This window comes from Streptomyces nodosus, assembly GCF_008704995.1.
GTDB lineage: Bacteria > Actinomycetota > Actinomycetes > Streptomycetales > Streptomycetaceae > Streptomyces > Streptomyces nodosus.
In genome coordinates this window covers 1,023,142-1,035,727 of the sequence record NZ_CP023747.1, presented here as the reverse complement: position 1 = coordinate 1,035,727, position 12,586 = coordinate 1,023,142, and the positions used below count along the sequence as shown (strand labels likewise).

The following is a 12,586-nucleotide window of genomic DNA, read 5'->3' as shown; positions in this document are numbered from 1 at the left end:
CGGCCCCGAGGCGGACCTGACCGCCGACGGACGTCCGAGGAGGGACGTCAGTCGTTCACCCCCGACAGATGGCAGTCCACGTCCACCACGCCCTCGATGGCGCGCGCCAGGCGGACGGCCACCGGGATCAGCGCCGTGTCCTGGACCTTCCCGGTGAGGGTGACCACGCCCTCGGTGACCATGACATGGATGGGCTCCACCGGAGACGGGAAGAGGATGTCGGCGATGTCGCGCCGCACCTCGTCGGCGATCTCGCCGTCCGGCCGCAGAAAGACCTTCAGCAGATCGGCGCGGCTGACGACGCCCTCGAGCATGCCCTCGGCGTCGACCACCGGGAGCCGCTTGATCCTCCGCCGGGCCATCAGCCGGGCGGCCTGGGCGAGCGTGCTGTCGGCGTGGACACAGACCGCGGGCGTGCTCATCAGCTCTCCCGCGGTGACCGCGCCGGCCTTCTCCAGATCGGACAGCCGCCGTAGCTGCGTACCGCGGTCCGGATCACTGTCGCGGAACTCCTCCTTGGGCAGCAGATCGGCCTCGGAGACGACCCCGACCACACGGCCCTCCCCCTCCAGCACCGGAAGGGCACTGACCTTCCACTGCCCCATGAGCCTGACGATGTCCTTGAACGGCGCGTCACGGCTGACGGCGACGACACTGCGGGTCATCACGTCGCTCACGACGTGCGGATTGCCGGTCACGGTCTCCTCCACGGGACGTCGGGTGCGGTCCGACGGGCCCGGCGGTGAGGCCGGGCGGCCGGAACGCACGGGGAACGGGGGCAGGAGGGGCGGGGCACGGGCCGCATGGATCGCGGGGCGGTTCCGGTGTCCGGTCAGCCGCCGCTGCCGTAGGGGGCGTACAGGTCGAGCAGCCGGGTACGGGCCGCGTTCAGCCGGTGGGCGAGCACCCGGCCGACCCAGACCGCGACGGCACGGCCGAACTCGGGGTCCTCCTCGCACATCGCCCGCACGGTCACCGCGTCGAACTCGTAGGCCCGCACCGGGGACGCGGCCTCGGCGCCCAGCTGCCACACATGGGGCGTGAAGTGCCAGGACCAGCCCACCAGTTCACCATGGCCCAGCGACTCGATGACGGCGGCCCGGCGGCCGGGCACATGCAGGTCCAGGGCCACGGTCCCGGTCCGTACGATCCAGAACCGGTCGGCGCGCCGGCCCTCCTCGAACAGCCGAGCCCCCTCCTCGAAGGAGACCTCGCGGGCGATCCGCATCAGCCGCTCGCGGTACTCGACCGGAAGGGCGGCGGTCATGGTGGTGACAGAGGTCATCGCTCCGTGTCCTTTCGTTCCTGTCGACGCGGCTCGTCGGCCGTTCGTGTCGACGCGGCCCCTCGGCGAGTCCGCCGTGCGGTGCCGTGCTCGCCCCGGTGCCGATGCCGGTCCCGCGTGCCGGAGTGCCGTGCCTTTCTGCCTACAGGGTGGGTGTCCGACGGCCGACGGCACCACGGGCCGAGCGGTCCCCGGCGGGGGTCGTTCGGCCCCACCTGGCGGACGGGGACGGGACGGAGCGCGGAGGCGTGAGCGAAGGGATCCCGCGGCGGGGCACGTCCCGGGTTCTCCGGCCTCCCGGGCACGGTGCCCGCCGGGACGGAGCGGGGGAGGACACGGTCGTCCCGGCTGCGTGGCACATGGCCGGCACCGATACCCCGGGAAGGGGCGGGAAGGGCCCCATCCGGTTCTCCCGGATCCTGATTGCGCGGTGCGCGGCCGCCGGCCGCTTCCCCGCGTCTCTTCACGGGGTCCTTCCCGTCATCTTCAGGACACCACGAGAGCACCGGAACCGCCAGGGCCGACCGGCCCCACCCCGCGGCGAGGCGTGACCGTACGGCCCCCGGCCCGGGCCACGGACGTGACCGTCGCCGACAAGGCGCGAATATATGTATAAGGGGTGAAATATGAGGTCCGGTGAAAGGCGGTGAGGGAGCGTGGCGGAGAGGGGACTGCCCCTGGTCGTCGGGGTCGACGGCTCGGACTCCAGTCTGACGGCGGTCGACTGGGCCGTGGACGAGGCCGCCCGGCACCGGCTGCCGCTCCGGCTGGTGTACGCCTCGCTCTGGGAGCGCTATGAAGTCGGCGTGTCGGAGAGTGCCGTCGAACGTCCGTCCGAGCAGGTCATGGCCGAGAACGTCGTCGCCTCCGCGGCGGAACGCGCCCGTCGGCGCCACCCCGGGGTGAAGGTCTCCACGGAGGTGCTGCCCGAGGACGCGGTGGTCGCCCTGCTGCGCGAGGGTGACCACGCCGCCGGACTGGTGACCGGCTCCCGGGGCCTCGGCGGGCTGAGGGGACTGCTCCTCGGCTCGGTCGGCCTGGCCGTGGCCGCCCGGGCCCGCTGCCCGGTGGTGGTGGTCCGCGGCGACAAGGCCGGTCTGGCCGGGGTGCACGAACGGATCCTGCTCGGTGCCGGGGACCCGGCGACGAGCGACGAGGCGGTGCGTTTCGCCTTCCGGGAGGCGCGGGCGCGCGACTGCGTCCTGGATGTCGTACGGGCCTGGCGCCGCCCCGCGCACGAGCCCGCCGGGCACCCTCTGCTCACCGGGGAACTCGCACACCGGCACGAGGAACAGGCGTCCGAAGCGCTCGACGACCTGCTCGACGAGATGACGGCGGCGCACCCGGACGTCCGGGTGCGCCGCGCCACGGCCGAGGGAGCGGCCCGTACGGTCCTGCTGAGACGCTCGGCCGCCGCCGATCTCGTCGTCATCGGGACACTGCGCCGGCACAGCCACTTCGGCCTCCAGCTCGGCCGGGTGGCCCATACCCTGCTGCACCACGCGCACTGCCCGGTCGCGATCGTGCCCCGGCGGGTGTGAGCGCCCCGGACGACGGAGACTGGTGCGGACAGCGCCGTACCGACCCCGGAGGCCGCTCGTGGGAGACACCCCCGCAGTGACCGGCTGGACCTGGCAGTACGAGGGGTACGACCCGGCGGGCGAACGCCTGCGGGAGTCCCTGTGCACCCTGGGCAACGGCTATTTCGCCACGCGCGGGACGCTGCCCGAATGCGGGGCCGGCCCGTTCCACTATCCGGGCACCTATGTGGCCGGCTGCTACAACCGGCTCACCTCGCTGGTGGCGGGACACCAGGTGCAGAACGAGGACATGGTCAACCTGCCGAACTGGCTGCCGCTGCGCTTCCGCCCCGCGGGGGAGCGCTGGCTCACCCCGGACACGGGCACCGTGCTCGCCCACGACCAGGTCCTGCATCTCTCCGCGGGGCTGCTCGAACGCCGGACCCGCTACGGGCTCCGCACCGGGGGCACGCTGACCGTGCGCCAGCTGCGTCTGGTGCATATGGCCGACCCCCATATGGCCGCACTGCGCACCGAGTTCACTGCCGACGGCTTCACCGGCGAACTGGAGGTCGAGGCCGCGCTCGACGGGGGCGTCAGCAATGCCGGTGTGCCGCGGTACCACGACCTGGACGGCCGCCATCTGGTGCATGTGCACTCCGGTGACGCCGCCGCGGACACCGTATGGCTGCGCTGCCGCACCCGCACCTCCGACATCCGGATCGGTCTGGCGGCCAGGCTGACCGCCGGGGCGCCCGTCACCGCGCGGCACACCTTCCCCCGCGCCCTCCAGCGGGTCTCTCTGCTGCTGACGCCCGGCCGGACCGTCACCGTCGACAAGACCGTCGCCCTGCACACCTCCCGCGACCCCGCCATCAGCGACCCGCTGGACGCGGCGCTGGACCGGGTGGCCGCGGCACCCGGCTTCGACGCCCTGCTCAGGACCCATCTCACCGCCTGGAGCCAGCTCTGGCGCCGGGCCCGCCTCGATGTCCCCGGCGAGGCCGGCCGAGTGCTGCGGCTGCACCTCTTCCATGTGCTGCAGACGCTCTCCCCGCACACCGAGGACCTCGATGTGGGCGTGCCCGCCCGGGGACTGCACGGGGAGGCCTACCGGGGGCATGTCTTCTGGGACGAGCTGTTCGTGCTGCCCTACCTCAATCTGCACTTCCCCGAGGTGTCCCGGGCCCTGCTCCGCTATCGCCACCGGCGTCTGGAGCGGGCCTGCGCCGCGGCCCGCGCGATCGGCAGGCGGGGGGCGCTGTATCCGTGGCAGAGCGGCAGCGACGGACGCGAGGAGACCCAGGAACTGCACCTCAACCCGCGCTCCGGACGCTGGCTGCCCGACCACACCCGGCTCCAGTGGCATGTCGGCTCGGCCGTGGCGTACAACGTGTGGCAGTACTGCGAGGCGAGCGGCGACGCCGAGTTCCTGCACACCAAGGGCGCCGAGATGCTGCTGCAGATCGCCCGTTTCTGGGCGGACTCGGCGACCTACGACAAGAGCCTGGGCCGGCACCGCATCCGCGGCGTGGTCGGCCCCGACGAGTATCACGACGCCTACCCCGGCGCGCGGCGGCCCGGCCTCGACGACAACGCGTACACCAATGTCACCGCCGCCTGGGTGCTCGCCCGCACCCTGGAGGTGCTGCGCGCCCTCCCCGAGCCCCGCCGCCGGGAACTGGCCGAGCGCACCGGTCTGGACGACGGGGAACTGGTCCGCTGGGACGAGGTCTCCCACACCCTCCATGTGCCCTTCCACGACGCGGTGATCAGCCAGTTCGACGGCTATGGCGACCTCACGGAACTCGACTGGGACGGCTACCGGGAGCGGTACGGCGACATCCGCCGTCTGGACCGGATCCTGGAGGCGGAGGGCGACAGCGTCAACCGCTACCAGGCCTCCAAACAGGCGGATGTGCTGATGCTGGGTTATCTCTTCGCACCGCGCGAGCTCCAGGAGATCTTCGCCCGTCTGGGCCATCGGCTGGACGAGGAGACCTGGCGGCGCACCGTCGACCACTACCTGGCCCGTACCAGCCATGGCTCCACCCTCAGCAGCGTGGTCCACGGCTGGGTGCTGGCCAGGGCCCGGCGCGCCGAGGCCTGGACCTTCTGTCTGGAGGCGCTGCGCGGTGACATCGCCGATGTGCAGGGCGGCACCACCGGGGAGGGCATCCACCTCGGCGCCATGGCGGGCACCCTCGATGTCGTCCAGCGCGGACTGCCCGGCCTGGAGACCCGTGACGGGGCGCTCTGGCTCGACCCCGTGGTGCCGCCGGAGCTGTCGTACGGGTTCGCCGTCCACTACCGGGGCCACTGGGGTGTACGGCTGCGCCTCGGGTACGGGGTGCTGGAGATCGAGGTGCCGGCGTCCGGCCGTTCCCCGATCGACGTCCGGCTGCCGGACCGCTCGGTGTGCGTCCGTCCGGGGGAGACCTGCCGGCTGCCGCTGGAGACCGGGCACACCGTGACGTCCGGGGCCTGAACAGCCGTGACATCAGCCCCGGGACGGCAGAAACCCGGGGCTTGGGCCGGACGGTCCCGCGCCGGGTCCTGAGGGCCCATCGCCTCGCGGGGTGCGCGGCGGGACGCTACTACTGGACTGAGGAGACCGAGCGCTGGAGGTGGGCCTCATGCGTGCGCCCGTCGTTGCCGGAGTCGACGGATCGGCCGAGAGCCTGTCCGCTGCCGCGTGGGCGGCCCGTGAGGCACTGCGCCGTGAGCGTCCGCTGCGCCTGGTGCACGCCTGGAACTGGCAGCCGCGTCAGGGGCGGGACGAGGCGACGGACACGGCCCGGCGGAGCCGGGCGGAGCGCGTCCTGCGGGAGGCGGAGGAACACCTCCACGACCACTATCCCGACGTACGCCTGTTCGAGGAGCAGATCGAGGGCCCGGTCGCCCCGGCGCTGGTGAAGGCGGCCGAACGGGCCGAACTCCTGGTGCTGGGCTCACGCGGACTCAGCGGCTTCACCGGATTCCTGGTGGGGTCGGTGGCTCTCGGCGCGGTGGCCAAGGCCACCCGGCCCGTGGTCCTGGTGCGGGCGGGCGAGGAGGCCGAGGACGAGCGGTTCCCCGCCGACAGCGGGCAGACCTCCGCACGCACCGGCTATCGGGACGTGGTGCTCGGCATCGACGTCGGGGACCCCTGCGAGGAGGTCATCCAGTTCGCCTTCGAGGCCGCCCGCCTCCGACGGGCCCGGCTGCGGGCCGTGCACGCCTGGAACGGCCCGTCCCCGGTCGGCCTGGGCGCGGGGGACATCGGCCTGGTGAGCGGCCCGGAACGGGCGGAGGAATGGCGGGGCTTCCTCTCGGCCGTGCTCCAGCCGTGGCGCGACAAGTACCCCGATGTGGAGGCCGTCCAGTCGGTGGTGGCGGACCGGGCGTCCAACGCCGTGGTCCGGGCCGCCTCCTCGGCGAGCCTGCTGGTCGTCGGCCGCCGCCTGGCCGAGCGCCCCACCGTCCCGCGCACCGGCCCCGTCACCCACGCCGTCATCCATCACGTCGGCTGCCCGGTGGCCGTCGTCCCCCACCAGTGACGGCGTGTTCCGTGGCCACCGGAACCCTGCCCTGAGGCGTGAGAAGGAAGAGAGGCGTGCCGGTGGCGGCTTGCGATGTCGCGTGAGCCGCCACCGGGGTGCTGGGCGATGCCTCCGGCGTCACGGTGCGACGGGGCCCGTCAGGGCCACGATGTCGTCGGAGGCGACGTCATGCAGCCGGATGGCGAGGTCCTCCAGCGCGCGGCTGACGGCGAGTTCGTCGCCGATCTCCGGGATGGGCCGGTCGATCGGATTGCGCCGGGCCACGCCCCGCCCGGTGACGGGCGCCGGGTCGCGGGTGGACAGCACGGCACGCGCATGGGTGTCGTCGCCGTCCTCGGTGATATAGATCTGCACGGTCCACTGCTTGGCTTCCATGGTGATCACTTCCGCGTGACGATTCGGCCGAACGGGCCTAGGGCGTGTTTCGAAAGTGGCGTCGTTCGCCCGGAGGGCGGGCCCTGCGGCGTCTGGTGCGTGCGGTCGCAAGGCGGAGGGTCGTCCTCGTACTGGGTGTACGTGGGCGATCCCGACAACGCAGCGAGCGTGCGTGCCAGACGTCGCGGGGCAGACGGCACTTTCGAAACACGCCCTAGCGCTCCTTTCTCAGCCTGCACCCGTCGTCGGCGCCGGGCCAGGCGGACGGCCGCCGGGGCGTCGGGGAGCCCCGGCGGCCGGAGGTCACTCGAACCGTGAGGTGTCGCCCGCGCCCCGTCGTACGATCTCGGCCTCGCCGCCGGAGAAGTCGATGACCGTCGTCGGCTCGGTGCCGCAGTCGCCGGAGTCCACCACGGCGTCCACCGCGTGGTCGAGCCGCTCCTTGATCTCCCAGCCCTGGGTCATCGGCTCCTCGTCATCCGGAAGGAGCAGCGTGCTGGAGAGAAGCGGCTCGCCGAGCTCGGCCAGCAGCGCCTGCGCCACCACATGGTCGGGGATGCGGACCCCGACCGTCTTCTTCTTCGGGTGCAGCAGCCGGCGCGGCACCTCGCGCGTGGCGGGCAGGATGAAGGTGTAGCTGCCCGGCGTGGACGCCTTGATCGCGCGGAAGACGTCCTTGTCGACGTGCACGAACTGGCCCAGCTGTGCGAAGTCCCGGCACACCAGGGTGAAGTGGTGACGGTCGTCGAGATGACGGATCGTACGGATGCGGTCGATGCCGTCGCGGCTGCCGAGCCGGCACCCCAGCGCGAAGCAGGAGTCCGTCGGATAGACCACGAGCGCGCCGTCCCTGATGCTCTCGGCGACCTGGTGGATCGTGCGCGGCTGGGGGTTGTCGGGGTGAACGTCGAAGTACTTCGCCATCCGCCGAGTCTCGATCACCGGAGGGCGACCTGTCCATGCGACCGGGCTCCGGGCACACGGAAGGGGGCGACGGCAGGGGCGGCTTGCACGCCGTCGGGTGCCGGGCGTGGTGGCCCGGAGGTTCGGCCCGGGCGCGCCCCCGCCGCCAGGAGGAGCGGGGCGCGCCCGGGGGAGTGGCCGTTCAGACGGAGGACACCGCCGGCTCCGGCCGTTCGGCTGAAATGCTGTGGCGTTCCCGTGCGATGGCGTTCGCCGTGAGGGGCAGGGCGCGCGGCAGGGGGCGTGTCTGGCGCAGGAGCGGCGCGGGGGCCACGGGGACCAGTGGAGCGTGGTCACCGGACCGGGCGCGCTGGGAGAACCAGATGATCTTGCCGCCGGTGTCCGTGGCGCAGTACCCCCAGCCGTTACTGAGGGCCGCGATCTGTGCCAGGCAGCCGGTCGGCGCGTAGTGCGGCCGGATGTCCCGTTCGGCGTCCTGGACGGCGGTGATCAGATGCTGGCCGTTCCACCACATCTCGATGGTGGTGCGCTTGTCCCGGGTATGTGCGTCGATCGTGCGCAACAGTGCGTCTGCGCAGTGGCAGACGGTGTCGACGAGCATCTCCAGGTCCCAGTACCGGAGATGGGCGGCCAGAATCCGCCGGACCTGCCCGATGCGCTCCGGGCTGATCTCCATGTCGAGGTGGTAGTAACAGGGTGCTGCGGTCTTCATCGTCGTTGGCTCCTCACCGGCGAAGTCCTTGCTCCTCCTGGCCCCTTCGGGCCGAGCCCCGAACACGAAGCGTGAGCACTCATCGCTTCTGAGTCAGTACCAGAGTGAGAGTGCTACTCCATTCGTGCAACACGAGCCACGCCCGCCCCGGTGACCTCGGCTTCTGGCGGTTGAATTCTGAACAGGACGCTGTGTGGCGCACCGTGCACCATGAGTGAAGACTTTGAGTGCCGCGACGGAGCCACCCCCACTCCGTGAGCGGCCTTTCGTGCACCGGTCGTGCCCGAACGTCCGTCGGTGCCCGTCCAGGTCGCCGTGCCGGCGCATGGGCCGCACCGCCGCGGAACGGTCGTGGGAGCGGTGCACCGCATTCCAGCGGGACCCGGCGTGTGCGCCCGGGCTCAAGAACGGGGGAGGAGGTGAAGTCCATGGAACCGCAGTCCGCCCACCGGGAGGGGACGTCCCCCGTCGCCGGATGCCCGGGGTCCACGATCGGACGCGTACCGATCCTGGACGTCCGGCCCTCCGTGCACGGCGGACGGCGCCCGGCGAAGGCGGTGGAGGGGGAGACCTTCGAGGTCACCGCCACGGTCTTCGGTGAGGGACATGAGGCGATCGGCGCCGATGTGGTGCTCAGGGACCCCGAGGGCCGCCCCGGCCCCCGGACCCCGATGCGGGAGCTGGAACCCGGCACCGACCGTTGGGGCGCCGAGGTGACACCGACATCGTTGGGCCACTGGACCTTCCTGGTGGAGGCGTGGAAGGACCCGGTCACCACCTGGCGTCGGGAGGCGGAGATCAAGATCCCGGCGCGCATCGATGTCGCACTGGTCCTGGAGGAGGGCGCCGATCTGTACGAGCGGGCCGCCGCCGGAGTCCCGGAGGGACCGCTGCGGGACACGGTACGGGCCGCGGTGGAGGCGCTGCGCGACGAGTCCCGTCCGCCGGTGGCTCGGCTGGCGGCGGTGTCGGCGCCGGGGGTGGTGGAGGTGTTGGCGCGGTTTCCGTTGCGTGTGGGGGTGTCGTGGTCGGGGGTGTTGCCGTTGGTGGTGGAGCGGGAGCGGGCGTTGTTCGGGTCCTGGTACGAGTTCTTTCCGCGTTCGGAGGGGACGGTGGGGTGTCCGCACGGGTCGTTGCGTTCGGCGGCGCGGCGGTTGCCGGTGATCGCGGGGATGGGTTTTGACGTGGTGTATCTGCCGCCGGTGCATCCGATCGGGTCGACGTTTCGTAAAGGGCCGGAGGGTGTGTTGTCGGCGGGGGTGGGGGATGTGGGGGTGCCGTGGGCGGTGGGGTCGTCGGAGGGGGGTCATGACGCGGTGCATCCGGAGTTGGGGACGGTGGAGGATTTCGGGTGGTTCGTGGGGCGGGCGCGGTCGTTGGGGCTTGAGGTGGCGCTGGATTTCGCGTTGCAGTGTTCTCCGGATCATCCGTGGGTGGAGAAGCATCCGGAGTGGTTCCGGCGTCGTGCGGACGGGTCGGTGGCGTTCGCGGAGAATCCGCCGAAGAAGTATCAGGACATTTATCCGGTGTTCTTCGATACGGATTTCGAGGGGCTGGTGGCGGAGTGTGTGCGGGTGCTGCGGTTCTGGATGGGTTTGGGGGTGCGGATCTTTAGGGTGGACAATCCGCACACGAAGCCGGTGGTGTTCTGGGAGCGGGTGATCGGGGAGATCAACCGGGTGGATCCGGATGTGGTGTTCCTGGCGGAGGCGTTCACGCGTCCGGCGGTGATGCGGGCGCTGGCGGCGGTGGGGTTCCAGCAGTCCTACACGTATTTCACGTGGCGGAACACGAAGCGGGAGCTGACGGAGTATCTGGGGGAGCTGACGGGTGAGACGGCGGCGTATATGCGGCCGAACCTGTTCGTGAACACGCCGGACATCCTGCACGCGTATCTGCAGCACGGGGGGCGCCCGGCGTTCGAGGTGCGGGCGGTGCTGGCGGCGACGCTGTCTCCGTCGTGGGGCATGTACTCGGGTTTCGAACTGTGCGAGAACGAGCCTCTGCATGAGGGGAGTGAGGAGTATCTGCACTCGGAGAAGTACCAGTTGCGGCCCCGCGACTGGGAGGCGGCCGAGCGTGAGGGGCGCAGCATCACAGGGTTGGTGACGCGGCTGAACGAGGTGCGGCGGGCCAGTCCGGCACTGCGGCGGCTGCGGAATCTGCATTTTCATGACGCGGACAACGATCAGGTCATCGCCTACAGCAAGTGTTCGGGTTCGAACACGGTTGTGGTGGTCGTGAATCTGGATCCGTGCCATACCCAGGAGGCGACGGTGTCGTTGGACATGCCGCGGCTCGGGCTGGGTTGGCACGAGTCGGTGCCGGTGCGTGATGAGCTCACCGGTGTCACCTATCACTGGGGCAGGGCCAACTATGTGCGTCTGTCGCCGGGCGTTGCTCCCGCGCACGTGCTGACCGTTCTGCGACCGTCTGCACCGCGAACCGGAGGGTCACCCACACGATGATCGTCAACGAGCCCGTCCCGGACACCTTCGAGGACACTCCCGTGGCGGAGCGGGATCCGGAGTGGTTCAAGCGTGCCGTGTTCTACGAGGTCCTGGTGCGCTCGTTCCAGGACAGTGACGGGGACGGGGTGGGGGATCTGAAGGGGCTGACCGCGAAGCTGGACTATCTGCAGTGGCTGGGTGTCGACTGCCTGTGGCTGCCTCCCTTCTTCCGGTCGCCGCTGCGGGACGGCGGCTACGACGTGTCCGACTACACGGCGGTGCTGCCGGAGTTCGGGGATCTCGCGGATTTCGTGGAGTTCGTGGACGCCGCCCACCAGCGGGGCATGCGGGTGATCATCGATTTCGTGATGAACCACACCAGTGACCAGCATCCGTGGTTCCAGCAGTCCCGCACCGACCCGACCGGCCCCTACGGCGACTACTACGTGTGGGCGGACGACGACAAACAGTATGGGCAGGCGCGGGTCATCTTCGTGGACACCGAGGCCTCCAACTGGACGTTCGACCCGGTGCGCCAGCAGTACTACTGGCACCGTTTCTTCTCCCACCAGCCGGATCTGAACTACGACAACCCGGCCGTGCAGGAGGAGATCCTGGCCGCGTTGAGGTTCTGGCTCGATCTGGGCATCGACGGTTTCCGGCTGGACGCGGTCCCCTACCTCTACCAGCAGGAAGGCACCTGCTGCGAGAACCTGCCCGCCACCCACACCTTCCTCAAAAGGGTCCGCAAGGAGATCGACGCCCACTACCCCGACACCGTCCTGCTGGCGGAGGCCAACCAGTGGCCCGAGGACGTCGTCGACTACTTCGGCGACTATCCCAGCGGCGGCGACGAATGCCATATGGCGTTCCACTTCCCCGTCATGCCCCGCATCTTCATGGCCGTGCGCCGTGAATCGGCGCATCCCGTCTCGGAGATCCTCGCCAAGACCCCCCAGATCCCCGCCCACTGCCAGTGGGGCATCTTCCTGCGCAACCACGACGAGCTGACCCTGGAGATGGTCACCGACGAGGAACGCGACTACATGTGGGCCGAATACGCCAAAGACCCCCGCATGCGCGCCAACATCGGCATCCGCCGCCGTCTGGCACCGCTGCTGGACAACGACCGCAACCAGATCGAACTGTTCACCGCGCTGCTGCTGTCCCTGCCCGGCTCCCCGATCCTCTACTACGGAGACGAGATCGGCATGGGCGACAACATCTGGCTCGGCGACCGCGACGCCGTGCGCACACCGATGCAGTGGACCCCGGACCGCAACGCGGGTTTCTCCTCCTGCGACCCCGGCCGTCTCTACCTGCCCACGATCATGGACCCGGTCCACGGCTACCAGGTCACCAACGTCGAGGCCTCGATGTCCTCCCCGTCGTCCCTGCTGCACTGGACCCGCCGGATGATCGAGATCCGCAAACAGAACCCCGCGTTCGGGCTCGGCTCCTACACCGAGCTGGTCTCCTCCAACCCGGCCGTCCTGGCGTTCCTGCGTGAGTACAAGGACGACCTGGTGATGTGTGTCCACAACTTCTCCCGTTTCGCCCAGCCCACCGAACTCGACCTGACCCGCTTCCACGGCCGCCACCCCGTCGAACTCATCGGCCAGGTCCGCTTCCCACCCATCGGCGACCTCCCCTACCTCCTCACCCTCGCCGGCCACGGCTTCTACTGGTTCCGACTCCGCAAGGACGCCTCCCCGGCCACCAGGGTGAATGTGTTCGTGGGCAGCTGATTCATGACCCCCGATTTGCCGGCCGCCAGG

General features: G+C 70.6%; 10 protein-coding genes. 5 read left to right on the top strand and 5 right to left on the bottom strand.

From position 1 onward, the window contains the following. Positions 1-47: 47 nt before the first annotated feature. Entirely contained in the window at positions 48-698 is a 651-nt protein-coding gene (locus CP978_RS04605; RefSeq protein ID WP_107070510.1) for a CBS domain-containing protein, read from the bottom strand. A 134-nt stretch (positions 699-832) separates the two neighbouring features. Beyond that, a complete protein-coding gene (locus CP978_RS04600) occupies positions 833-1,285 on the bottom strand; it encodes a Crp/Fnr family transcriptional regulator (RefSeq protein ID WP_043437743.1) in 453 nt (150 codons plus the stop codon). A 656-nt stretch (positions 1,286-1,941) separates the two neighbouring features. Between CP978_RS04600 and CP978_RS04595 the strand changes: the two genes are divergently transcribed. From CP978_RS04595 to CP978_RS04585, 3 genes are all read left to right on the top strand, one after another. After that, positions 1,942-2,826 carry a universal stress protein gene (locus CP978_RS04595; protein ID WP_043437739.1) on the top strand — a complete coding sequence of 295 codons (885 nt, stop codon included), beginning with the start codon at positions 1,942-1,944 and terminating at the stop codon, positions 2,824-2,826. Between the two features lie 76 nt (positions 2,827-2,902). Then, the gene (locus CP978_RS04590) at positions 2,903-5,293 is read left to right on the top strand and encodes a glycoside hydrolase family 65 protein (RefSeq protein ID WP_043437737.1); all 2,391 of its coding nucleotides are present in this window, start codon (positions 2,903-2,905) and stop codon (positions 5,291-5,293) included. A gap of 148 nt (positions 5,294-5,441) precedes the next feature. Next, positions 5,442-6,344, top strand: coding sequence for a universal stress protein (locus CP978_RS04585; RefSeq protein ID WP_043437734.1), 903 nt, complete (start codon positions 5,442-5,444; stop codon positions 6,342-6,344). Positions 6,345-6,464: 120 nt separating this feature from the next. Here CP978_RS04585 and CP978_RS04580 read toward each other — a convergent pair whose 3' ends face one another. The 3 genes from CP978_RS04580 to CP978_RS04570 all read right to left on the bottom strand — a co-directional run bounded on the left by CP978_RS04580 (position 6,465) and on the right by CP978_RS04570 (position 8,358). Beyond that, on the bottom strand, positions 6,465-6,722 hold the full coding sequence (locus CP978_RS04580) for a DUF1876 domain-containing protein (RefSeq protein WP_043448149.1): 258 nt from the start codon (positions 6,720-6,722) through the stop codon (positions 6,465-6,467). Positions 6,723-7,025: 303 nt separating this feature from the next. Continuing rightward, positions 7,026-7,646 carry an L-threonylcarbamoyladenylate synthase gene (locus tag CP978_RS04575; RefSeq protein ID WP_043437732.1) on the bottom strand — a complete coding sequence of 207 codons (621 nt, stop codon included), beginning with the start codon at positions 7,644-7,646 and terminating at the stop codon, positions 7,026-7,028. Between the two features lie 181 nt (positions 7,647-7,827). Next, positions 7,828-8,358 carry a hypothetical protein gene (locus tag CP978_RS04570; RefSeq protein ID WP_043437729.1) on the bottom strand — a complete coding sequence of 177 codons (531 nt, stop codon included), beginning with the start codon at positions 8,356-8,358 and terminating at the stop codon, positions 7,828-7,830. Positions 8,359-8,786: 428 nt separating this feature from the next. Here CP978_RS04570 and CP978_RS04565 point away from each other — a divergent pair, with 428 nt between their 5' ends. Both CP978_RS04565 and treS read left to right on the top strand, forming a co-directional pair. Continuing rightward, positions 8,787-10,826 carry an alpha-1,4-glucan--maltose-1-phosphate maltosyltransferase gene (locus CP978_RS04565; RefSeq protein WP_079162004.1) on the top strand — a complete coding sequence of 680 codons (2,040 nt, stop codon included), beginning with the start codon at positions 8,787-8,789 and terminating at the stop codon, positions 10,824-10,826. Then, positions 10,823-12,556, top strand: a complete 1,734-nt coding sequence (treS, locus tag CP978_RS04560; protein WP_043437727.1) for a maltose alpha-D-glucosyltransferase — start codon at positions 10,823-10,825, stop codon at positions 12,554-12,556. Before CP978_RS04565 ends, treS begins: the two co-directional genes overlap by 4 nt. Positions 12,557-12,586: the final 30 nt, after the last annotated feature.

What these genes read in the sequence shown, in the direction of transcription:
- CP978_RS04575 (WP_043437732.1), bottom strand. Translation starts at nt 7,646, where the DNA reads ATGGCGAAGTACTTCGACGTTCACCCCGACAACCCCCAGCCGCGCACG.
- CP978_RS04570 (WP_043437729.1), bottom strand. Translation starts at nt 8,358, where the DNA reads ATGAAGACCGCAGCACCCTGTTACTACCACCTCGACATGGAGATCAGC.
- CP978_RS04565 (WP_079162004.1), top strand. Translation starts at nt 8,787, where the DNA reads ATGGAACCGCAGTCCGCCCACCGGGAGGGGACGTCCCCCGTCGCCGGA.
- CP978_RS04580 (WP_043448149.1), bottom strand. Translation starts at nt 6,722, where the DNA reads ATGGAAGCCAAGCAGTGGACCGTGCAGATCTATATCACCGAGGACGGC.
- treS (WP_043437727.1), top strand. Translation starts at nt 10,823, where the DNA reads ATGATCGTCAACGAGCCCGTCCCGGACACCTTCGAGGACACTCCCGTG.
- CP978_RS04585 (WP_043437734.1), top strand. Translation starts at nt 5,442, where the DNA reads ATGCGTGCGCCCGTCGTTGCCGGAGTCGACGGATCGGCCGAGAGCCTG.
- CP978_RS04600 (WP_043437743.1), bottom strand. Translation starts at nt 1,285, where the DNA reads ATGACCTCTGTCACCACCATGACCGCCGCCCTTCCGGTCGAGTACCGC.